The sequence below is a fragment of the Stutzerimonas stutzeri genome, assembly GCF_009789555.1.
Classification (GTDB): domain Bacteria; phylum Pseudomonadota; class Gammaproteobacteria; order Pseudomonadales; family Pseudomonadaceae; genus Stutzerimonas; species Stutzerimonas stutzeri_R.
Genome location: NZ_CP046902.1, coordinates 1,914,156 through 1,934,366, shown reverse-complemented (window position 1 = coordinate 1,934,366; position 20,211 = coordinate 1,914,156). Strand labels below are relative to the sequence as shown.

At 63.6% G+C, this 20,211-nt stretch carries 22 protein-coding genes; 10 read left to right on the top strand and 12 right to left on the bottom strand.

Translation table 11 applies throughout. The annotated features are described in order from the left end of the window. Positions 1 to 266 precede the first annotated feature (266 nt). Positions 267 to 2,357 (top strand): glycoside hydrolase family 5 protein, encoded by a 2,091-nt coding sequence (locus tag GQA94_RS09040; RefSeq protein WP_158187698.1) that lies wholly within the window; start codon positions 267 to 269, stop codon positions 2,355 to 2,357. Between the two features lie 48 nt (positions 2,358 to 2,405). Here the strand turns inward: GQA94_RS09040 and GQA94_RS09035 are convergent, their stop codons facing one another. Then, entirely contained in the window at positions 2,406 to 2,774 is a 369-nt protein-coding gene (locus GQA94_RS09035) for a transcriptional regulator (protein ID WP_158187697.1), read from the bottom strand. Between the two features lie 150 nt (positions 2,775 to 2,924). Between GQA94_RS09035 and GQA94_RS09030 the strand changes: the two genes are divergently transcribed. Beyond that, complete coding sequence (locus GQA94_RS09030) at positions 2,925 to 3,218, top strand: hypothetical protein (RefSeq protein ID WP_158187696.1); 294 nt, start codon at positions 2,925 to 2,927, stop codon at positions 3,216 to 3,218. Positions 3,219 to 3,266: 48 nt separating this feature from the next. Here the strand turns inward: GQA94_RS09030 and GQA94_RS09025 are convergent, their stop codons facing one another. Next, entirely contained in the window at positions 3,267 to 4,613 is a 1,347-nt protein-coding gene (locus GQA94_RS09025; RefSeq protein WP_158187695.1) for a DEAD/DEAH box helicase, read from the bottom strand. A 181-nt stretch (positions 4,614 to 4,794) separates the two neighbouring features. After that, positions 4,795 to 5,133, bottom strand: coding sequence for a 3-phosphoglycerate kinase (locus tag GQA94_RS09020; protein ID WP_158187694.1), 339 nt, complete (start codon positions 5,131 to 5,133; stop codon positions 4,795 to 4,797). A 63-nt stretch (positions 5,134 to 5,196) separates the two neighbouring features. Between GQA94_RS09020 and GQA94_RS09015 the strand changes: the two genes are divergently transcribed. The 3 genes from GQA94_RS09015 to GQA94_RS09005 all read left to right on the top strand — a co-directional run bounded on the left by GQA94_RS09015 (position 5,197) and on the right by GQA94_RS09005 (position 7,171). Beyond that, positions 5,197 to 6,141, top strand: a complete 945-nt coding sequence (locus GQA94_RS09015) for a LysR family transcriptional regulator (RefSeq protein ID WP_158187693.1) — start codon at positions 5,197 to 5,199, stop codon at positions 6,139 to 6,141. Then, positions 6,138 to 6,689, top strand: a complete 552-nt coding sequence (locus GQA94_RS09010; protein WP_158187692.1) for a peptidylprolyl isomerase — start codon at positions 6,138 to 6,140, stop codon at positions 6,687 to 6,689. Before GQA94_RS09015 ends, GQA94_RS09010 begins: the two co-directional genes overlap by 4 nt. A 68-nt stretch (positions 6,690 to 6,757) precedes the next feature. Further along, positions 6,758 to 7,171: a DUF6306 domain-containing protein gene (locus GQA94_RS09005; protein ID WP_158187691.1), complete on the top strand. Its 414-nt coding sequence runs from the start codon at positions 6,758 to 6,760 to the stop codon at positions 7,169 to 7,171. 12 nt (positions 7,172 to 7,183) lie between these two features. Here GQA94_RS09005 and GQA94_RS09000 read toward each other — a convergent pair whose 3' ends face one another. From GQA94_RS09000 to GQA94_RS08965, 8 genes are all read right to left on the bottom strand, one after another. Then, complete coding sequence (locus tag GQA94_RS09000) at positions 7,184 to 8,080, bottom strand: CHAD domain-containing protein (RefSeq protein ID WP_158187690.1); 897 nt, start codon at positions 8,078 to 8,080, stop codon at positions 7,184 to 7,186. A gap of 46 nt (positions 8,081 to 8,126) precedes the next feature. After that, positions 8,127 to 9,392: an Hsp70 family protein gene (locus tag GQA94_RS08995; protein WP_158187689.1), complete on the bottom strand. Its 1,266-nt coding sequence runs from the start codon at positions 9,390 to 9,392 to the stop codon at positions 8,127 to 8,129. A 124-nt stretch (positions 9,393 to 9,516) separates the two neighbouring features. Continuing rightward, positions 9,517 to 10,863 carry a spinster family MFS transporter gene (locus GQA94_RS08990; protein WP_158187688.1) on the bottom strand — a complete coding sequence of 449 codons (1,347 nt, stop codon included), beginning with the start codon at positions 10,861 to 10,863 and terminating at the stop codon, positions 9,517 to 9,519. Between the two features lie 127 nt (positions 10,864 to 10,990). Then, positions 10,991 to 11,773 (bottom strand): hydroxypyruvate isomerase family protein, encoded by a 783-nt coding sequence (locus tag GQA94_RS08985; protein ID WP_158187687.1) that lies wholly within the window; start codon positions 11,771 to 11,773, stop codon positions 10,991 to 10,993. Then, a complete protein-coding gene (locus GQA94_RS08980; protein WP_158187686.1) occupies positions 11,770 to 12,657 on the bottom strand; it encodes an NAD(P)-dependent oxidoreductase in 888 nt (295 codons plus the stop codon). Before GQA94_RS08980 ends, GQA94_RS08985 begins: the two co-directional genes overlap by 4 nt. A gap of 68 nt (positions 12,658 to 12,725) precedes the next feature. Continuing rightward, on the bottom strand, positions 12,726 to 13,049 hold the full coding sequence (locus tag GQA94_RS08975; RefSeq protein WP_158187685.1) for a protealysin inhibitor emfourin: 324 nt from the start codon (positions 13,047 to 13,049) through the stop codon (positions 12,726 to 12,728). 9 nt (positions 13,050 to 13,058) lie between these two features. After that, positions 13,059 to 14,111 (bottom strand): M4 family metallopeptidase, encoded by a 1,053-nt coding sequence (locus GQA94_RS08970; protein ID WP_158187684.1) that lies wholly within the window; start codon positions 14,109 to 14,111, stop codon positions 13,059 to 13,061. Between the two features lie 128 nt (positions 14,112 to 14,239). After that, positions 14,240 to 14,446, bottom strand: coding sequence for a hypothetical protein (locus GQA94_RS08965; protein WP_158187683.1), 207 nt, complete (start codon positions 14,444 to 14,446; stop codon positions 14,240 to 14,242). A gap of 474 nt (positions 14,447 to 14,920) precedes the next feature. Between GQA94_RS08965 and GQA94_RS08960 the strand changes: the two genes are divergently transcribed. The 4 genes from GQA94_RS08960 to phnE all read left to right on the top strand — a co-directional run bounded on the left by GQA94_RS08960 (position 14,921) and on the right by phnE (position 18,359). After that, entirely contained in the window at positions 14,921 to 15,772 is an 852-nt protein-coding gene (locus tag GQA94_RS08960; RefSeq protein ID WP_158187682.1) for a putative selenate ABC transporter substrate-binding protein, read from the top strand. Positions 15,773 to 15,976: 204 nt separating this feature from the next. Then, complete coding sequence (locus GQA94_RS08955) at positions 15,977 to 16,768, top strand: phosphonate ABC transporter ATP-binding protein (RefSeq protein WP_233270257.1); 792 nt, start codon at positions 15,977 to 15,979, stop codon at positions 16,766 to 16,768. Next, positions 16,762 to 17,595: a PhnE/PtxC family ABC transporter permease gene (locus GQA94_RS08950; RefSeq protein WP_158187681.1), complete on the top strand. Its 834-nt coding sequence runs from the start codon at positions 16,762 to 16,764 to the stop codon at positions 17,593 to 17,595. Before GQA94_RS08955 ends, GQA94_RS08950 begins: the two co-directional genes overlap by 7 nt. Next, on the top strand, positions 17,592 to 18,359 hold the full coding sequence (gene phnE / locus GQA94_RS08945) for a phosphonate ABC transporter, permease protein PhnE (protein WP_158187680.1): 768 nt from the start codon (positions 17,592 to 17,594) through the stop codon (positions 18,357 to 18,359). Before GQA94_RS08950 ends, phnE begins: the two co-directional genes overlap by 4 nt. A gap of 69 nt (positions 18,360 to 18,428) precedes the next feature. Here the strand turns inward: phnE and GQA94_RS08940 are convergent, their stop codons facing one another. Beyond that, the gene (locus tag GQA94_RS08940; RefSeq protein WP_158187679.1) at positions 18,429 to 18,746 is read right to left on the bottom strand and encodes a DUF2288 domain-containing protein; all 318 of its coding nucleotides are present in this window, start codon (positions 18,744 to 18,746) and stop codon (positions 18,429 to 18,431) included. Positions 18,747 to 18,946: 200 nt separating this feature from the next. Between GQA94_RS08940 and GQA94_RS08935 the strand changes: the two genes are divergently transcribed. Beyond that, a complete protein-coding gene (locus GQA94_RS08935; protein ID WP_158187678.1) occupies positions 18,947 to 20,065 on the top strand; it encodes a branched-chain amino acid ABC transporter substrate-binding protein in 1,119 nt (372 codons plus the stop codon). Positions 20,066 to 20,211 lie beyond the last annotated feature (146 nt).

Sequence of the window (20,211 nt, the reverse complement as noted above, 5' to 3'; positions counted from 1 at the left end):
TTGATATTAGTTAATGTCATTATGAAATTACATAATCAAATCGAAGGTTTACGGCGACTTTCCGGCGCCAAAATAATTTTACTCATTAGCACTCTGTCTATATAACGCCTATCCAACAACGCGAGCCGCTGCATTGCCGTTTCGCTGCGTTGTCTGAATGGTTGCGTCGTCGGTAGTGCTTCGTTTGTTCAACACTCCGGGAATGCTTCCGAAATTTTTTAAAAGGCACCCGCTGCCTTTTGTCGTATTAAGTTCCGGAGATATCAATGTCCCTGAGAGCAGTTTCAGGCGCGCCACGGGCGTTACTGGCCGCCGTCGCACTGAGCGCCCTGTTTGGCTTCGCCCCGGTGGGCCAACAGGCGCACGCCGCCACGACGGCCGCGAGCGCCGTTCGGACCGTCGCCACCGCCCAGGTCAACGACTTCACCAGCCCCCAGTGGAACAAAGGAACCTGGCGCCAATCCGCTGGATTCTCCATTCCCGCGACGCCTGCCAACAAGGCAGCGTTCAGCAAAGGCGTTCAGGTCAGATTGGCCACCGGTGAGATACGCACCGTCAAAGTCGTTTACTTTTCGGGCGCTCATATGAGCGTGATGCTCTCTGGCGCAACGCTCAACCCCTCGAGCACCGGTTATCCGAAGAGCGTCGTGGCGCTCGGCGCCGCCACCGGCTCGCCAACACCTCCCGTTGCGCAGCCGACGCCCTCGACACCGAGCGCGACAGCTCACAGCAGCGCCATCAACAATTACACCAACAGCGACTGGCTGAACGGTGTCTGGCGCAAATCCGCAGGCTTCTCGATTCCATTGAGCGCTGCCAACCGTTCGGTTTTCAAACCGGGCGCCTCGGTGAGACTGGCAAACGGCCAGACCCGCGCCATCACCGCCGTGTACATTTCAGGCAATACCATGAGCGTCATGCTTGCCGGCGCCACCTTGGGCGGATCGCTCGGCCACCCGAACAAGCTGTTCGCCGCTGTCGGCACTGCGACGCCCAGCATCCCGACGGCACCCACGCCTGCACCCGCGCCGCCCACCAGCGCGCCGACACCCTCGGCGCCCATGATCACGGCGCTGAACTCGTTCAACGGCAAGGACTTCGTCAACGGCGTGTACCGATCGGTGGGCGTTTCGGTCAAGGGCACAGCAGCCAACAAGGCCGCGTTTCACAAAGGTGCGAAGGTGAGGTTCGCCAATGGGCAGATCCGGACCGTCAAGCTCGTCTACCACGCCGGCGACAACATGACCGTGATGCTCGACGGCGGCACTGTCGACGGCCACGCCGTGGGCTACCCAAGGACGCTCTCGGTCAGCAGTACGGACTTCAGCCAACCGCCGGCGGGCGGTACGTCCCCGTCGCCGGGCAAGGACAGCGGGGCCGCGCCAGCCAACCCGATCCATCTGGTGGGTGTGAATCTGGCCGGGGCTGAGTTCGGTGAATATTCCGGACTGCCCGGACGCCACCAGATTCACTACATCTACCCGAGCGAGGCCAACTTCAAGCGCTATGCCGGCCTCAATCTGAAGTTGATCCGCCTGCCATTTCGCTGGGAGCGTATCCAGCCGAAGCTCAACGGCGAACTCGATGCCGCCGAACTGGGCAGGCTGCTGACCGCCCTGAACCACGCGCAGAAGTACAACATGCAGGTCATCCTCGACATGCACAACTACTACCGCTACTACGGCAAGCTGATCGCTTCGAACGAAGTGCCCATCAGCGCCTTCGCCAATAGCTGGCGCCGCATCGCCCAGAAAGTCGCCAACCATCCGGCGGTCTACGGATACGGGCTGATGAACGAGCCCCACTCCACCAATGGAAAATGGCCGGCGGCCGCACTTGCAGCGGCACAGGCGATCCGCGGGATCGATCAGAAGCGCTGGATCTTCGTTGCCGGTGACCGCTGGTCCAGTGCGTTCCACTGGCCGTCCTACAACACCCAGTTGGCCACCCATCCATGGATGCGCGACCCGAACAACAATCTGGTGTACGAGGCCCACCTGTATCTGGACAAGGACTACTCCGGTACTTACGCAAGCCGCAGCGCCGTCTACGATCCGATGATCGGGGTGGTCCGGGCCAAACCGTTCGTCGAATGGCTGAGCCGGAACAAACTGCGCGGATTCATCGGCGAACACGGGGCGCCGGACTATTCGCCCTCCGCCATCGTGGCCACCGATAACCTGCTGAAATACCTCAACCAGCATTGCATCCCTAGCACCTACTGGGCCGCAGGTCCCTGGTGGGGCGACTACGCGCTGTCGCTGGATGTGAAGAGCGGTAAGCCGCGCCCGCAGCTGCCGGTGCTGCAGAAACACGCGGCGAACAAGTCCTGCGGGACCATCGGCCCGCTGTTCTGACAGTCGCCCCCCTCGAAACGGCGTCCCGCACAAGCGGGACGCTGTCGCTCAGCCGGCCGCCAGGCCGTCGAAGACCTCCGGGGTCAGCGCAGCCTGGCCCGTTTCGTCCAGGCGCTGCCGGTTCACGCTGCCACCCTGGAGCATCTGCAGCAGTTGCATGCCTCGCTCGGTCAGAACGAAATTCTCACCGTTGCCGCCTTGATCCTCAGGGCGCGCCACCATGAACCCGCCTTCGAACAGCAGGCTTTCGTAGTTCTGTGCCTCGGCCTTCAACGAATCGAGATTGGGCAACGGTTGCCCCGCCTCTTCCATGGCGATCGCGTGTTCGTCGGCGTACTGCCGTGGCGTGAACGTCTCGCTGCCGGATTTCTGCGCTTCCAGCAGCAGGCGCAGCATCAGGTCCCAGTTATAGGTCATGTCCCTCTCCTGTCGCGCCGCGTCGAACGGCGGCTCATGCTGATTCGGACCCCGCCAATCGCGGCATGGTTCGATCCTGCACACCGGGCAACAGCTGAACTAAAGCGCTCCGATGACGATCCACCGAACAGATCGTTACAGGAGCGCACCATGAAATATCTGATCATTCCCATCGCTGCCGCCCTGCTGGCCAGCCAGACGGCGCTCGCCGAATGCACCACGGACCAGATCAACGCCAAGGCCGAACAGTTGGCCGAACGCGTCAATCAGCTGACCGAGAATGACCCGGAACGGGCGGCGGAAATCAACGAGCAGTTGCGCGACATGGAGGTCAAACAAACCGCCGAACAGCTTGGTGACGAATGCCAGGCCTATGACAGGCGTCTTCAGCATGTGGAAGAGGCGGAGAAGAAAGCCGATATCGCACCGGCCAAAAAGCGCTGACGATCCGTAGGAGCCGGGGCAACGACGCCGCCCCGGCGAGGGGCAACGTTACTCGGCGGCCGGCTTCTTGCGGCGCAGCGGCGCCATGCCATCCTGACTGACGATCTGCGAGGGCGGCGCCTCGCGCTTGGCGTTCTTCGGGCGCTTGGCGGTGGGCTTGCCTGCGGGTTTGGTCTTTTTATCGGCTGCCTTCTTCTTGTCGTCCTTTTTCTTCTTGGTGCCCGCTGCCTTGCCGGAAGCCTTGAGGTTTTTCGGCCCCATGTAGCTGCCCTTCAGGCCCTTGATCACCCGTCGCTCGAAGCGCTGCTTGAGGTAGCGTTCGATGCTCGACATCAGGTTCCAGTCGTTGTGACAGATCAGCGAGATCGCCAGGCCTTCGGCACCGGCGCGGCCGGTCCGACCGATACGGTGCACGTATTCGTCGCCCGAGCGCGGCATGTCGAAGTTGATCACCAGATCCAGGCCTTCGATATCCAGCCCGCGCGCCGCCACATCGGTCGCGACCAACACCTTGACGCCACCTTCCTTGACCCGGTCGATCGCCAGTTTGCGGTCCTTCTGGTCTTTGTCGCCATGCAGGACGAAGGCCTTCACGCCTTCGGCCACCAGCCGCCCATACAGGCGGTCGGCCTGGACCCGTGTATTGGTGAAGATCACCGCCTTCTTGTAGGTCTCGTTGGCCAACAGCCAGTGCACCAGCTTTTCCTTATGCTCGGTGTTCTCGGCGGTAATGATCTGCTGGCGGGTACCCTCGTTCAGCTCGCTGACGCGGTTGAGCTGCAAATGCAGCGGATCGCGCAGGACATTGGCAGCCATCTCGCGCAACGCTGCGCCGCCACTGGTGGCCGAGAACAGCAGGGTCTGCTGGCGTTTGTCGCATTCGCCGACCAGACGCTGAACATCGTCGGCGAACCCCATGTCGAGCATGCGATCGGCTTCATCGAGAATGAGCAGCTCCACGTCCTTGAGGATCAGTGTGCCGGCGTTCAGATGCTCGATCATTCGCCCCGGAGTACCGATGAGAATATCCGGCACCTTGCGCAGGATCGCGGCCTGGACCTTGAAATCCTCGCCACCGGTGATCATCGCCGACTTGATGAAAGTGAACTGCGAGAAACGCTCGACTTCCTTGAGGGTCTGCTGGGCCAGTTCGCGGGTCGGCAGCAGAATCAGCGCGCGCACATCGGTACGCACCACCGCATCGCCGATCAGCCGGTTAAGCATCGGCAGCACGAACGCCGCCGTCTTGCCACTGCCGGTCTGCGCCGTTACCCGCAGATCGCGCCCTTCGAGCGCCGGAGGAATAGCCGCCACCTGCACGGGCGTCGGCTCGACGAATTTGAGTTCGGCGACCGCCTTGAGCAGGCGTTCGTGAAGGGCGAATTGGTCAAACAAGGGTGACACCTCGGGCAAGTCGAAAAACGACGCATAGATTAACGCGTCCAGCCGCAGGAGAGGCGGCTTTGTGCATCACGTCCGCTTCTGCCGGCCCGATGAGCGTCTGGGGTTGCAAACGCTGCGGCCATGCGACGATGCTGACGGCCATCGGCGGTACCGCCGGTCCCGCACGCTTCGGTCAAGAGGAGGGCTGCGGCTCGCAGGTCAGTTTGATACGCAGGCGAATCACGTCGCGCTTGAACTTGGCGACCAAAGGTTTGCGCTCGCCCGCGGCGAGCGCGGTATGACGGGTTCGAGGTGCCTCGGGTCCGTTGCGGAACACGGCGGTGCAATCGACCGGTCGCGTGCCGAGGTTCTGTAGCATCAGGCCGGCCATGTCCCGATCGATGGTTTCGGTGGTTGCCAGCACGTCGGCACCGTTGAGTTCCTGCTCCACGTCCACCGGGTAGCTGACGGCCAGGGCGCTCAGTGGGATGATAGTGAGCGAAGCGAACGCGGCGAAGCGGATTCTTTTCATTTTTGTCGGCTCCTCGTAAAGGCTCGCCAGCGTACCAGACAGACGCAACAGGAAAACAATGGAATGAAAGTGCCACGCGTGACCCTCGATCAGTGGCGAACCCTGCAGGCAGTGATCGACCACGGCGGCTTCGCCCAGGCCGCCGAAATGCTCCATCGCTCGCAGTCTTCCGTCAGCTACACCGTTGCGCGCATGCAGGAGCAACTGGGCGTGCCCCTGCTGCGTATCGACGGGCGCAAGGCGGTACTCACCGATGCCGGCGAGGTGCTGTTGCGTCGATCACGGCAACTGGTGGCCCAGGCCGGACAGCTCGAAGAACTGGCCCATCACATGGAGCAGGGCTGGGAGGCCGAAGTCCGCCTGGTGGTGGACGCCGCCTACCCCAACGCCAAACTGATCCGCGCCCTGACCGCATTCATGCCCAAAAGCCGTGGCTGTCGCGTGCGGTTGCGCGAGGAAGTGCTGTCCGGGGTCGAGGACGTACTCAAGGACGGCACCGCCGATCTCGCCATCAGCAGCCTGGACATCACCGGCTATCTTGGCGCCGAGCTGAGTACCGTCGAGTTCATCGCCGTGGCCCACGTCGATCATTCCTTGCATCAACTGCAGCGCAAACTCAGCGTGCAGGACCTGCAGAGCCAGATGCAGGTGGTGGTGCGCGACTCCGGCCAGCGTCAGCCTCGCGACAGCGGCTGGCTGGGCGCCGAACAGCGCTGGACGGTGGGCAGCCTGGCCACATCGGTGGGCTTCGTCAGCAGCGGACTTGGCTTCGCCTGGCTGCCGCGTCACATGATCGGCCGCGAACTCGCCGAGGGTGTGCTCAAGCCGCTGCCATTGGTCCAGGGCAGCATTCGCCGGCCCCTGTTCTATCTCTACACTAACCCTAACAAGCCGCTCGGCCCGGCCACGCAGATTCTCATCGACCTGATCAAGACGTACGATGCGCAATCGCAGGCTGCCAATGGCGGACCGGCCCAGGCTTCCACTCCCATCAGGACAACACCATGAAACGACTCATCCTTGCCGCCTGTTCATTGCTGCTCGCCGGCGACCTACTGGCCGCGGACAATCCGCACGTATTGCTGAACACCAGCATGGGCGAAATCGAAATCGAGCTGGAGGCCGAGAAGGCGCCGATCAGCGTGAAGAATTTCCTCAGCTACGTGGAAAGCGGCTTCTACGATGGCACGGTGTTCCACCGCGTCATTCCAGGGTTCATGGTTCAAGGCGGCGGGTTCGACGAAGGGCTGAGCCAGAAGAAGACCGGCGAGCCGATCAAGAACGAAGCCGACAACGGCTTGCACAACGTCCGCGGGACGCTGGCGATGGCCCGCACCCAGAACGTCAATTCGGCCACCAGTCAGTTTTTCATCAACCATCGCGATAACGCCTTCCTCGACCACGGCAGCCGGGATTTCGGCTACGCGGTGTTTGCCAAGGTGGTGCGCGGCATGGACGTGGTCGACCAGATCGCCCAGGTGCCGACCGGCAACCGCAGCATGATGCAGAACGTCCCGTTGACCCCGGTGAAGATCGTGACGGCAAAGAAGCTGTAACCGACGGGCTCATCCCGCTGACGCCACTGCCCGCAGCCGCGCGTCAGCCCTCCAGACAGGAATCGCGCATGACTGACCGGAACCCGCTGAACACGGCGCAAGGGGAAACGCAACTGTTGCAGGATCTGCTCAGCGCCGAACGCGCCGGCGCCAAGGTGGCGGGCGAAAGCCTGCAACATTGCGACGATCCGGCGCAACGGACCCTGCTGGAGCAGATCCGCCAGGGAGAAATAGACAGCTGCAAACGGGTGCTCAACTGCCTCAACCACCTGGGCGTCGAACCCAATCGTGAAACAGGGGCCTTCTATGCCAAGGCGATGGCAATCGAGTCGTTGGACGAACGCCTTGCATTCGTCGACAAGGGCCAGCAGTGGGTGATCCGCAAGCTGCGTGAATACCTGCCGGGTTGCACCGATGCGTTCATCCGCAGCGAGATGGAAAAGATGCTGAACATTCACGAGGTCAACAGCCAGACAGCCTGACCGCTTTGGCCATCAGCTTTCGGCGGCGTCCCAGTAGCGCCGCCAGCGCGCCACCAGATCGTTCGGTGCCTCCCGGTAAAGCGTCTCACCCAGCGCCAGCGCCTCGCGTTGCAGTTCGCTGCGGCGCTCGGCAATTGCCTGGCCGAGTTGCTCGCAAACGCCCCGGTCGCCAAAAAGCGAAGGTTCGGCGTGGAGCAGTTGCTGCATCATGGCCAGATCATGGTCGTCGCCGAGCCGATCGGCCAGTCGCTTGAGCGAATCGCTGCGCACCTGCATCAGCGTTGGCCAAGCGGGGGCCAGCAGCCGTGTCTGGTACCAATGATCCTTGACCCGTTTACGCCACTCGTGGAGCTGTTCGTCGCTCGGCGCGAGCCGCACCTTGGCCAGCTCGGCGCAGCCGTCGGCGTAGGTGCGCTCCACACCGGCAGCCAGCAGGTCGAACCCTTCGCCCCTGAGCGGCCAGCGGTCGATGCCGCCACGGGCGGTGCGTAACGCCTCGATCACCTCTGCGAGACGCCCTTCCAGATCGGCGGTGGCGCCCTCGTTTGTCTCGGCCCGGGCCTGCAAGCGCTGCCGGGCGGCACTGAAATCCGGATCGGCGAACCGCTCGGCAAAGCGCTGCGCCAGGAGGTCCCAGCTTTCCAGCATGGCTGCCGCATCGCGCGACTCGGCCAGCGCTCGGCCCAGGTCGCGCAACCGACGGTTCTCGCGCTTGAAGGTGCCGCCCAGCGGTTTGCGCACCAGCCGCAGCAATGCGCGCAATTCCTTGAAGCGTTTGCGTGCCTGGTGCACGCCCTCGGCCCGCTCTGCGGGGGGAACGCTCAACGCCTCGATGGCCTTGTCGATGCCCTGCCGTGCGACCTTGCGCACCTCGGCGGCGGAGTCGCCTGGACGAAGCCTGTATCCCATGAAAACTCCCGATCCGGCTCCGGTGCCACGCAGACACCAAAAGAACTCAACCGTAGCGTTTCTTCGCCTCGATGGCCAAGCCACTGCCGATACTGCCAAAGCGGTTGCCTTCGACATGCCGGGCCCCGGGGAGCAGGTCGGCAACGCTTCGTCGCAGCGCGGGAATCGCGCTGGAGCCACCGGTGAAGAACACCGTATCGATGTCATCCTGCCTCAGCCCGGCACTGACCAGCAATTGACTGACGTTATCGCGGATTCGTTCGAGCAGCGGGTCGATCGCCGTTTCGAAACCGCCGCGGGTCAGGCTCGCCTGCAGGCCCGCCTCGATCCGTGCGAAATCGATCCGATAGCGGTCCTGCTCGGTCAGATCGATCTTGCCCTGCTCCACCTGCATGGCCAGCCAGTGCCCGGCGCGCTGCTCGATCAGGCTGAACAGACGATCGATCCCGGTGGGATCGACGATGTCGTAGCGCATGCTTTGCAGCGCGCGCAACGACGCCGGTGCATAGACGGCGTTGATGGTATGCCAGGTGGCCAGGTTGAGGTGGGTGCTGGTGGGCATCGGCGCATCGCTTTTCATCCGGCTGCCATAACCGAACAGCGGCATCACACCCTGCAAGCTCAGCTGCTTGTCGAAATCGGTACCGCCGATATGCACGCCAGAGGTCGCCAGAATGTCGCTCTGCCGATCGTCGATGGCGCGCCGCTGCGGTGACAACCGCACCAGGGAAAAGTCCGAGGTACCGCCGCCGATATCGACGATCAGCACGCGCTCTTCCTGCTCGATACGCGACTCGTAGTCGAAGGCTGCTGCAATGGGTTCGTACTGGAACGATACGTCCTTGAAACCGATCTTCTTCGCCGCTGCGGCCAGCGTATCGGCCGCCTCCCTGTCCGCTTGCGGATCGTCATCGACGAAGAACACCGGGCGGCCCAGGACCACCTCGTCGAAGGCTCGCTCGGCGCTGGCTTCGGCACGCTGCTTGAGCGTACCGAGGAACAGCCCGAGGATGTCCCTGAATGGCATGGCGCTACCCAGCACGGTCGTTTCGCTCTTCAACAGCTTGGAGCCCAGCAGGCTCTTGAGCGAACGCATCAGTCGGCCTTCGTAGCCTTCCAGATATTCGGACAAGGCCAGTCGCCCGTAGACCGGGCGGCGCTCTTCGATGTTGAAGAACACCACCGACGGCAAGGTGTGCTGATCGCCTTCGAGCGCAATCAGCGGCTCGGTGGCAGGGCGCCACCAGCCGACGGTGGAATTGGAGGTACCGAAGTCGATGCCGCAGGCGCGGGCGGGTGACGGATTGTGCATGAGCGTTCCGGACTGCCAAAAACGGCCGCGCAGTTTATGCGAGCCTGCCGGCAAATGCAGGTCAATCGTCGGGAGGACGAGGCGCCGTCGACCACGTCGTTGCGCAGTCGACGGCAAGCCAGGCTCAGGCCAGTGCGGCGTCGCCTTCGCGGGTCGAAAGGCTCATGCCGTCGGTCATTCGCTTGGCGTCGAGGCAGAAGGTACGCGACGCCTGGAACAGGAACAGCATGGTCAGCAACAGCGATGCGGGAATCAGATACATCGCGCCATGCAGCCCCTCGGCACGAAACGCTTCGCTCATCTCGCTGGCGCCGGCGGCAAGCATCGCGGCTTCGGCGAAATGATCCGACAACAAGCCCACGACCACGGTGCCCATGCCGCCGCCGAGCAGGTACAAGCCGGCGAAGAACAGCGCCATCGCGGTGGCCCGCAGGCGCGGCTCGACGACGTCCTGAATCGCGGTGTAGACGCAGGTATAGAAGTTGTACGAGAACAGCCAGCCGATGCTGAAGATCGCAACGAACACGCCGACTTCGATGCGTCCGGCAAGCAGTGCATAACCGGTGGCGACTGTGGCGATCGCCATGCTCACGGCTGCGAAGATCAGCCGTCCGCGGGCGAAGCGTTGATGAATCTGATCGGCCACCCAGCCGCCCAGCGTCAAGCCGATCAGGCCCGTCAAGCCGACGATCACGCCGGTCGCGATCGAGGCCTCGACCAGCGGCACCGAGTGATAGCGCATCAGCAACGGCACCATGAAGGCGTTACAGGCATAGGTGGCGAAGTTGAACGCCAGCCCGGCCAGCACCAGCCACCAGAACGTGCGGATCGCCAGCACCTTGCGTACAGGCTGCTGCACCGGCTCCTGGGAGACCTTGACCGTCTCGGCGGCCCCTCGCTGGGGCTCCCTGATAAAGAAGATGAACACCGCCAACAGCAGTCCCGGAATCGCGGCGATGAAGAACGGCGCGCGCCAACTGCCGAAGTATTCAACCATCGAACCGATGGTGAAGAAGGCCAGCAGCAGCCCGAGCGGCAGGCCCAGCATGAAGATGCCCATGGCCCGCGCACGCTTGTGCGCCGGGAACAGGTCTCCAATCAGCGAGTTCGCGGCGGGTGCATAGCTGGCCTCGCCGATACCGATGCCCATGCGCACCAGCAGAAAGCTCCAGAAGTTCCAGGCAAACCCATTGACCGCCGTCAACCCGCTCCACGCGGTCAGGCCCCAACCCATGATCTTGCGGCGCGAACCCAGGTCGGCCATCCGCCCCAGCGGCACGCCCGCGATGGCGTAGACGATGGTGAAAGCGGTGCCGATCAGCCCAAGCTGGAAGTCGTTGAGATTCCATTCCAGGCGGATGGGTTCGGCGATGATCGCCGGGATGGTACGGTCGAAGAAGTTGAACAGGTTGGCCAGAAACAGCAGGAACAGGACGCGCCAGGCGTTCGCGGCTTGGGTGGATGGCTGCATGACGTCGCTCTCGATTTATTGTTATTCGCCGATCGTCTCCCGACCGGATTTCCGAGGCGGACTCTAGAGTCCCACGCCTCGCCTGTCTGTCACCATCATCTTCGCTTATGCCGGGCAATGCGACCGTTCAGTGTTTGCGCCACGTTTCCAGCCAACCCAGGCTGGCGCCGGTATCCGTGCCTTCGGGTCGATACTCGGCCGACAACCAGCCGTCATAGCCCACCGCCCGTAACGCATCGATCAACGGCTCGAACGCCACCGAGCCGGTGCCCGGCGCACCGCGTCCGGGGCAGTCGGCAAACTGTACATGGCCGATGCGCGACCCCAGCAGACGAATACCGGCGACCACATCCAGCGCCTGCCGGGCCATGTGATAAAGGTCCAGTTGCGCCTGGCAGTTGGGATGATCGACGCGCGTCAGCAAATCTTGCAGGTGCTCGGGCGTGTTGATCAGAAAGCCCGGCATGTCCAATGGATTGATCGCCTCGCAAACCACCCGTACGCCCAGCAGCGCAAAGGCCTCGGCGCTCTTGCGCAGATTGCCCGCCAGCGTATCCAGCGCCTGCTCGCGACCGATGCCCTCGGCCAGCCGTCCCGGCAGTACGTTGATGCACATCGGTCGCACCATGGCCGCGTATGTCAGCGCCTCCTGCAATGCTGCATCGAAGGCCTGCTGCCGTGCCGGGACGGCGGCCAGACCTGCGCCACCCTGCATGAAATCGCCAGCGGGCAGGTTGATCAGCACCAGTGGCACACCGGCGCGCTCCAGCAGTTCCTTGAGACGAATTGCCGGCAACTCATAGGGAAACTGGATTTCCACACCCTCGAAACCCGCGACGCGGGCCGCCATGATGCGTTCGGCGAGCGGCCATTCGTTGAACAGCATGGACAGGTTGGCGGCTATCTTCATGGATTCAGCTCCCGATACAGGTTCACCAGGGTGGACGGGTCGTTTTCAAGATTTCCCTGGCTACCATGCAGGCGCATCAACTGCGCGGCGAGCCCGGTGATGGGCGTGGCGCTGCCGGCCTCGCGCGACAGTTGCCCCGCGGTATCCAGGTCCTTGAGCAGCGTCCTGACGTGCCATTTCACCGGTTCGAACTCGCTACGGGCCATCTGCGGCGCAAGAATCTGTAACGGTTTGGAGTCGGCAAAGCCACCGGCCAGCGCAGGCGCGATCAGGCTGGCATCGACACCGGAACGCTCGGCCAGCGCCACGACTTCCGCGATGACCAGCGCATTGCACGCGACGATCATCTGGTTGCATGCCTTGGTCACCTGGCCCGCGCCGACATCGCCCATATGCGTCAGCCGCTGGCCCAGATGGGCCAACACAGGCCGCACTCGTTCCACGTCTTCGATGCGACCGCCAGCCATGATCGCAAGGCTTCCCGCCTCGGCGCCGGCCGTACCGCCGGACACCGGCGCGTCAACCCAGCGCATGCCGCTCCGTGATTCGAGTTCAGCCGCCATCGCGCGGGTTGCAGAGGGCTCCAGACTCGAATGATCGACCAGTACCTGCCCCGCGCGCGCACCTTCGACGATGCCGCCGGCACCGAACACCACCTCACGCACGACCGACGTATCGGCCAGGCACAGCAGCACCACATCGGCCGCCGCACAGAGCGCGGCAGGCGTGTCCACCTGCCGCGCACCGGCCTCGACAAGGGGTGCGCATTTGTCAGGCGAACGGTTCCAGACGGTCAGCGGAAAACCCGCCGCAAGCAGTCGGCGGCACATGCGCTGACCCATCAGGCCGATGCCGGCAAAGGCAACGGATGGCAACTCGGACATGAAGACGTTCCTCGCAAGACAGGAACCGGGATTCTAGCGCCACGCTGACGCACGCGAACAACTCACGCTCAGGAGACTTCGCCTTTGTCCCACAGCCGCACCAGCTCACCCGGCGCCCGATCCTCCGGTATCCGAAGCACCAGCTCGTCGTCGCGCTGGTTATCCCGGTAACGCAGCTCGATCTGGTAATAACGGCGGTCGCCCTGCCCCCCCATGCCCGTGGCCAATGGCAAACAGCCCTCCAGCACGGAACAGATTCGCCCACGCTGCTGTTCGTCGCAACGGGCGAAGTCGATTTCGCGCGGGCGGCTGAGCGCCTGCATCGCGGCGAAACCGCCCTGTCTCGACAGGCGAACGGTCGTGTCGTTGCCCAATTCCGGTAACCGTTTCATGGTGCCTCCTCAACTCAGCGTCACGCCCACATCCGCCCAGGCCTGCCGGACGACCTGCGCCTCGTCCCCGCCGAAGCGTGCCGCCGCGTTATCCACGGTAAGACCGGCGAATGCGAGGAAATCAGCGTCGTTGGCCAGGCGGCGGTCGCACAGCGTGTCATACCAGATGCGTCCGGCCTTTTCCCAGGCGTAGCCGCCCATCGCCATGGCCGCCAGATAGAACGCGCGATTGGGTATGCCGGAGTTCAGGTGCACGCCGCCGTTGTCGTCGCGGGTATCGATGAAGTCGCGCATGTGACCGGGCTGCGGATCCTTGCCTAACAAAGGGTCATCGTAGGCGCTTCCCGGATTGGCCATCGAGCGCAGCGCCGCGCCCTGCACCTTGTCGGTCAACAGCTCGGCGCCGATCAGCCAATCGGCCTGATCGGCCGTTTGCCCCAGGCTGAATTGCCGGACCAGGACCCCGAACACGTCAGATACCGACTCGTTCAGGGCACCGGACTGATTGACGTAGACCAGCCCGGCCTCGCTTTCGGTCACGCCATGGGCCAGTTCGTGGGCCACGACGTCCAGCGAGAGGGTGAAGCGATTGAACAGCTCGCCATCGCCATCGCCGAACACCATCTGTGCCCCGTTCCAGAAGGCGTTTTCATAACCCACACCGTAATGCACCGTCCCGACCAGCGGGAACCCGTGGTTGTCGATCGAATCCCGGCCGAACACCTTCCAGAAGAATGCGTGCGTCACGCCCAGCGCGTCGTAAGCCTCGTCGACCGCCGCGTCGGAGACCGGCGGCTGGCCTTCGATGCGGGCCAGCACGCCCGGCAGTACCATCTGCTGCTGGGCATCGTGAATGCTGCGCCGTGGCTCACCGGCGCGGCCGCGTTCCGGCAGTACGCTGACCATTGGCTGGCGATTGGGCGGCCCCGGGTTGGGCAGCAGGCTGCGCACATGTGCCAGGGTCCCCAGCGCCTTCTCGCGCTGCCGGTCCGAGCCGTTGTCGATGATGTGCCGCAGAATATAGGGCGGAATGAAACCCTGGCACGAGGTCCGATCGAACATGGAGAGCCCCCTTCAGATCACTGGGATGCCATGTGCATCCATACCTCTCTGATCGAGTCGCGCTCGCTGCGTTTCTTCGTCCGGGTATTTATTTGCCGATCGCCCGCTACAGCGGTATCGCACACGCTTTATTTACGGCGGACAACCGGCGGAACCAGATCGGGCAACGCGGAGTAGCCGATCAGCATCCCGTGCCTGATCTTCAACCGCTGGCCGTTGCACAGCAGGGTCACCGGGTCTCTCGAGACGATCACAGCGCCGGCGGCAAGCAGCTCATCGACGTGTTTTCTGAGGGCGTGGAGCCTGCGTTTTTCGGGTTGCTGTTCCATAGCCATTGGCCTTCATTCATCCATGAACGCCGCGATTCTAGTGCAAACCGCGAACCAAATCACAGAATGATCACTGCGCTCGATTGACGCAACGTCGACGCTGCCGTTGGTGTGGCTGCCGTCGAGCCGCCATCGGCGGCTCAGGACTGGCCGGCGCGGGTGGGCTACGGCTGCTCGCCCGGCAAAATCGTCTGATTCCAGCAGGGTCATGGACGCCAAGACAATGGTGATCGCCAAGCGCTGCCATGAGACACGCCACGTGTCCGGCGCAACCCGACCCCCGGCGCGGAGACCGGCGTCATGGAATACGCAATCAGTTACCAGTGACGCCGGTGCGGCGACGCAAGATGCCCGCGGCGCAACCATCCGGCGCTCGCGACATGAACGGCGCAGCGCGGAAAAAACAGCCGACTTGCGTCGTCGCACCCCTCTACCTCTATAATCCGCGCGCTTTTTCCGCTATTGAACCGGAGAACCACAATGCTAAAGCACACCCTGGCAGCCGTTGCCGGCCTTGCCGTTTCCCTCTGTTTTGCCACCGCGCACGCTGCCGACGTTCTACGCGTTTCGGCGATTCCCGACGAAGCGCCCACCGAACTGATCCGCAAGTTCGAGCCGCTGGGCCAGTACCTCGAACAGGAACTGGGCATGCCGGTCAGGTTCACCCCGGTTTCCGATTACGCCGCCGTGGTCGAGTCCCTCGCCTCAGGTCGACTCGACGTCGCCTGGCTCGGTGGCTTCACCTTCGTCCAGACCCGTTTGAAGACGGGCAATGCGATTCCGCTGGTGCAACGCGAGCAGGACGAGAAGTTCACCAGTAAGTTCATCACCGCCGACCCAGATGTGAAAACGCTGCAGGATCTCGAGGGCAAGACGTTCGCCTTCGGCTCGGTGTCGTCGACCTCTGGCAGCCTGATGCCGCGCTATTTCATGATCAGGGATGGTATCGATCCCGAGCAGTTCTTCAAACGCATCGCCTACTCTGGCGCGCACGACGCCACGGCGGCCTGGGTCCAGGCCGGCAAGGCCGACGGCGGCGTGCTCAACGCGTCGGTCTGGGACAAGCTGGTCGAGGCCGGAAAGGTCGATACTGACAAGGTCCGCGTCATCTCGACCACCCCGCCTTACTATGATTACAACTGGACAGTGCGCGGCGACCTCGACCCGGCGCTTGTGGACAAGATTCGCGCGGCTTTCCTTGCGCTGGACCCCGCCAAGCCCGAACACAAGAAGATTCTCGACCTGCAGGCCGCCAGCCGCTTCATTGAAACCCGCCCGGAAAACTACAAGGGCATCGAGGATGCCGCGCGCGCCGCTGGCCTGTTGAAGTAGTCCTCCCACCTGTCGCGCGGCGGCCCAGCGCCGCCCGAATCGTCACGGCCCGGCCTCTCGTGTCCAGCCGTACGGCGCCCAATGTCCTCACGGCGATGCTCACGCAGGGATGCGTGACGCTGAGCCCAGGTAGTCAAGATGAGCCGCTCGATCACCCTTTCAACCGCGCCAGACCGTCAGTCCACATCGGTTCCATTGCTGCGGATGTCCGGCATGACCCATCGTCATGCCGACGGTCAGGTGGCGCTACACGCCGTCGAATTGCAAATCGCACCCGGCGAGCGCGTTGCGATCATCGGCCCATCGGGCGCCGGCAAGACCACGCTGTTGCGCCTGCTGGCCAGCCACATCCAGCCGACCGAGGGTGAGCTGGAGCTGCTGGGATGCGCGCCTTGGTCCCTGTCGGCCAGCGGGCGACAGCGGTTGCGCAAACGCATCGGCCTGATACACCAGGCGCCACCGCTGCCACCCCGCCAGCGGGTCATCACTGCGGTCCTGGCCGGGCGCCTGGGCGATTGGTCGCTGGGTCGCAGCCTGTTCAGCCTGGTCTGGCCAATCGACAGGCAAGGTGCCGCTGAAGCGCTGGGCCGGCTGGATCTTGCCGACAAGCTTTACGTACGCTGCGATCAACTTTCCGGCGGGCAATTGCAACGTGTCGGCATCGCCCGGGTGCTCTATCAGCAGCCCGAACTGATCCTGGCGGACGAACCGGTGTCGGCAATGGACCCGGTACTCGCGGCCTATTCGCTGAACGTCCTCAACCGCGAGTCGCTGCGCCGCCAGGCTACCCTGCTGGCCAGCCTGCACGCTGTGGACCTTGCGCTCGAACATTTCCCGCGGGTCATCGGGGTTCGAGCCGGACGCATTCTGTTCGATAAACCTTCGACCGAAGTGACCCCGGCCGAACTCCAGGCGCTCTACGCCAACGAACAACTGGACAGCGAACAGGCCACGCTGCCGTTGCCCAACCAGCCGTTGAACATTCCCCGATGCTGAACCCCGACACCGCCCGACGCGATCCCGCCGCCGCTCCGCGCCTGGTCGTGGCCGTGCTGGTGCTGGCCGTGCTGTGGCCGGGCCTGTCGCTGAGCGAGTTGAACCTGGCCGTGCTGTTCGACGGCAGCAACGCCGAGACCATGGGGACGTTCCTCGCAGGCTTCTGGCCGCCGACGCATGACGGTGCGTTTCTCCTGCTGCTGGGGCGCGCCACGCTGGAAACACTCGCCATTGCCACGGCGGGCATGGCCCTGGCGCTGGTGGTGGCGCTGCCCTGTGCCTTGCTGGCCACACGCGCGCTGTCCATCTCGGCGCTCAGCCGCGCCGGGCGTCCGCGCAGGGGGGCGCAGGCCGTGCGCTGGCCGGTGCGCGGGTTGTTGATCCTGTTGCGCAGCGTGCCGGAGATCGTCTGGGCGTTGCTGTTCGTGCGGGCGGTGGGCCTCGGGCCCACGGCGGGCGTGCTGGCGATTGCCATCACCTATGCCGGCATGCTCGGCAAGGTCTACGCGGAAATCTTCGAGTCGGTCGACCCGCTGCCCACCCGCGCCCTGCTCGGTGCGGGCAGTTCACGCTTGCAGGCGTTCGCCTATGGCGTGTTGCCGCAAGCGACGGGCGAAATGCTCTCGTACACCGTCTACCGCTGGGAATGCGCGGTGCGCGCCTCGGTGGTGATGGGCTTCGTGGGAGCCGGCGGGCTGGGCCAGCAGATGGACCTGTCGATGCGCATGTTCGCGGGAGGCGAGGTCGCCAGCATGCTGCTGACGTTCCTGGTGTTGGTGCTGATGGCAGACGCGATCAGTCAGCTGCTGCGCAGGAGGTTCGCGTGAGGTCGCTTTCACGCTATGCGCTGCCGTCGTTGCTGCTGGCGGCGGTGGTCGGCTCGTTCGTCTACCTGCAACTCGACACCGGCGCGCTGTTCAGCCGTGACGGCCTCGGGCAGATGGCCGATTACGCCTCGGGCTTTTTCAGCCCTGATCTGTCGCCCGGTCATCTGAAGGCCATCGGCCACGGCGCGCTGGAAACTCTGGCGATGTCGGCGGTGGGTACGCTATTGGCCGCACTGCTGGGATTGTTGCTGGCGTTACCGGCCTCGGGCCGCTTCGGCCTGTTGGCCAAGGGGGCGTCGAGGCTGTTGCTCAATGCGCTGCGTGCCATTCCGGAACTGGTCTGGGCGGCGCTGATGGTGCTGGCGGCGGGCCTCGGTCCGAACGCCGGGACCCTGGCATTGGCGCTGCATACGGCCGGCGTGCTCGGACGCTTGTTCGCCGAAGCCCTGGAAAACACACCGAGCGGCCCAGCCGACGCGCTGCGCCTGTCCGGCTGCAATCGCATCAGTGCGTTCTGCTATGGCACCCTGCCGATCCTCTGGCCGCAGCTGATGGCCTACACGCTGTATCGCTGGGAAAACAACATCCGCATGGCCAGTGTGCTCGGCTTCGTCGGTGCAGGCGGGCTGGGGCAGATGCTCTACATGAGCCTCAGCCTGTTCCAGGAAGCCCAGGCCTCGACGGTGATTCTCGCCATGCTGCTGATGGTCCTGGCAGTGGATGCGCTGAGCGGCTGGGCGCGATTGCGCTGGGTCCGCGGCTGAGCGCTACGGCCGATACCCGGCGCGATGCCCCCGCTGACACGGCAGTCCCGCCCAGCTCAGCGCCCCATTTTAGTGCACGGCTGGCCGCTGACCGCGCTCCTGCACCAGCACCCAAGGCGCGACGACCACGGCCCACAATTGCGGATCGCGCTCCAGCCAGTCCTGTGCCTGTTCGGACTCCAGCTTGAGGATATGGCCCTGGGCCAGCCAGGCAGCGACCTTTTCCCGATCATCCTGCGCCACCGCCTGCGCGGCCTCGATCAGATCGAAGTCGCTGGCCACGCGCAACAGCGCGCCGCGAGCGAAGAAAGGCTGCAATTCCTGCCAGGAGATCGGCGCGGTTTCGCCCAATAGCTTGGCATAGAGAGTGCTTGGGTCTTCGCTCATGGGATTCTCGCGTTCAGGTAAAGGGCGCCATGATAGCGCCCGGCGTAATCCCATCAAATGGATGGAATCCTGACTGTGCAAACAGGTGCTGACGCTTCTACACTGTGCCGGTACAGTTGCCGTGCCGTTTGGGGACGTTTGCCCCTTAACGACACTGCAGCCAGCAGGATTCAAACAATAATGATGCAAGTGGAGCGCATATGAAGACCAAGCAGCATCTGTCCAAACTTTTCCTGGCCATCGCTTTGACCGGAGCCGCGAGCTACACGCTAGCCGCCGACACCATCAAGATCGGTTTGGCCGGGCCAGTCACGGGGGCGGTCGCGCAGTACGGCGACATGCAGTTCATCGGGGCCCAGATGGCCATCGAGCAAATCAACAAGAAGGGCGGCGTCAGCGGCCAGCAGCTGGAAGGGATCGTGTATGACGATGCCTGTGACCCCAAGCAGGCGGTCGCGGTCGCCAACAAGATCGTCAACGATGAAGTCAGCTTCGTGGTTGGCCACCTGTGCTCCAGCTCGACCCAGCCAGCATCCGACATCTACGAAGATGAAGGCATTCTGATGATCACCGCGGCCTCGACCAGCCCGGACATCACTTCGCGTGGCTATGAACTGATCTTCCGCACCATCGGCCTGGACAGTCTGCAGGGCCCGACCGCCGGCAATTTCATCGCCGACCACGTCAAGCCGAAGAACGTCGCCGTCATCCACGACAAGCAGCAGTACGGTGAAGGCATCGCCACCGCGGTGAAGCAGACCCTAGAAGAGAAAGGCGTCAAGGTCGGCCTGTTCGAAGGCATCAATGCCGGCGACAAGGACTTCTCCTCGATGATCTCCAAGCTCAAGCAGGCCGGCGTCGACTTCGTCTACTACGGCGGCTATCACCCCGAACTCGGACTCTTGCTGCGCCAAGCCAAGGAACGCGGCCTGAACGTGCGTTTCATGGGCCCTGAAGGGGTTGGCAACAAGGAAATTTCCGCGATCGCCGGCCCGGCATCCGAAGGCCTCTACGTGACGCTGCCGAAATCCTTCGACCAGGACCCTCGCAACCAGGAGCTGGTCGAGGCCTTCAAGGCGAAGCAGCAGGACCCGAGCGGCCCGTTCGTATTCCCGGCCTACGCGGCGGTCCAGGTGATTGCCGAAGGCATCGAGAAAGCCGGCAGCACCGACACCGAAGAAGTCGCCGCGGCATTGCGCAGCAACACCTTCGATACGCCGACCGGCAGCCTCGCCTTCGACGAGAAGGGTGACCTGAAAGACTTCAACTTCGTGGTCTACGAATGGCACCAGGACGGCACCAAGACCGAAGCCAAGTGATCCGGTAACCACCCAACCGAAGCCCACGGCGTCCGCTGTGGGCTTTGTTTTAGCTGATCGGGGCTGGCTTGCCACAAGCACATTGGCCGCCCCCGCAACACCTTCATCCAAGCGAGTGCCTGCATAGAGCTGGCCCGCCTCGAAGC

Coding starts and splice junctions, on each gene's coding strand:
- GQA94_RS09000 (WP_158187690.1), bottom strand. CDS start 8,080: ATGGGATACAGGCTTCGTCCAGGCGACTCCGCCGCCGAGGTGCGCAAG.
- GQA94_RS08950 (WP_158187681.1), top strand. CDS start 16,762: ATGCTGAACCCCGACACCGCCCGACGCGATCCCGCCGCCGCTCCGCGC.
- GQA94_RS09015 (WP_158187693.1), top strand. CDS start 5,197: ATGAAAGTGCCACGCGTGACCCTCGATCAGTGGCGAACCCTGCAGGCA.
- GQA94_RS08985 (WP_158187687.1), bottom strand. CDS start 11,773: ATGAAGATAGCCGCCAACCTGTCCATGCTGTTCAACGAATGGCCGCTC.
- GQA94_RS08935 (WP_158187678.1), top strand. CDS start 18,947: ATGAAGACCAAGCAGCATCTGTCCAAACTTTTCCTGGCCATCGCTTTG.
- GQA94_RS09040 (WP_158187698.1), top strand. CDS start 267: ATGTCCCTGAGAGCAGTTTCAGGCGCGCCACGGGCGTTACTGGCCGCC.
- GQA94_RS09010 (WP_158187692.1), top strand. CDS start 6,138: ATGAAACGACTCATCCTTGCCGCCTGTTCATTGCTGCTCGCCGGCGAC.
- GQA94_RS08940 (WP_158187679.1), bottom strand. CDS start 18,746: ATGAGCGAAGACCCAAGCACTCTCTATGCCAAGCTATTGGGCGAAACC.
- GQA94_RS08995 (WP_158187689.1), bottom strand. CDS start 9,392: ATGCACAATCCGTCACCCGCCCGCGCCTGCGGCATCGACTTCGGTACC.
- GQA94_RS08990 (WP_158187688.1), bottom strand. CDS start 10,863: ATGCAGCCATCCACCCAAGCCGCGAACGCCTGGCGCGTCCTGTTCCTG.
- GQA94_RS08955 (WP_233270257.1), top strand. CDS start 15,977: ATGTCCGGCATGACCCATCGTCATGCCGACGGTCAGGTGGCGCTACAC.
- GQA94_RS08980 (WP_158187686.1), bottom strand. CDS start 12,657: ATGTCCGAGTTGCCATCCGTTGCCTTTGCCGGCATCGGCCTGATGGGT.
- GQA94_RS09030 (WP_158187696.1), top strand. CDS start 2,925: ATGAAATATCTGATCATTCCCATCGCTGCCGCCCTGCTGGCCAGCCAG.
- GQA94_RS08960 (WP_158187682.1), top strand. CDS start 14,921: ATGCTAAAGCACACCCTGGCAGCCGTTGCCGGCCTTGCCGTTTCCCTC.
- GQA94_RS08970 (WP_158187684.1), bottom strand. CDS start 14,111: ATGTTCGATCGGACCTCGTGCCAGGGTTTCATTCCGCCCTATATTCTG.
- GQA94_RS09005 (WP_158187691.1), top strand. CDS start 6,758: ATGACTGACCGGAACCCGCTGAACACGGCGCAAGGGGAAACGCAACTG.
- GQA94_RS09020 (WP_158187694.1), bottom strand. CDS start 5,133: ATGAAAAGAATCCGCTTCGCCGCGTTCGCTTCGCTCACTATCATCCCA.
- GQA94_RS09035 (WP_158187697.1), bottom strand. CDS start 2,774: ATGACCTATAACTGGGACCTGATGCTGCGCCTGCTGCTGGAAGCGCAG.
- GQA94_RS08965 (WP_158187683.1), bottom strand. CDS start 14,446: ATGGCTATGGAACAGCAACCCGAAAAACGCAGGCTCCACGCCCTCAGA.
- GQA94_RS08975 (WP_158187685.1), bottom strand. CDS start 13,049: ATGAAACGGTTACCGGAATTGGGCAACGACACGACCGTTCGCCTGTCG.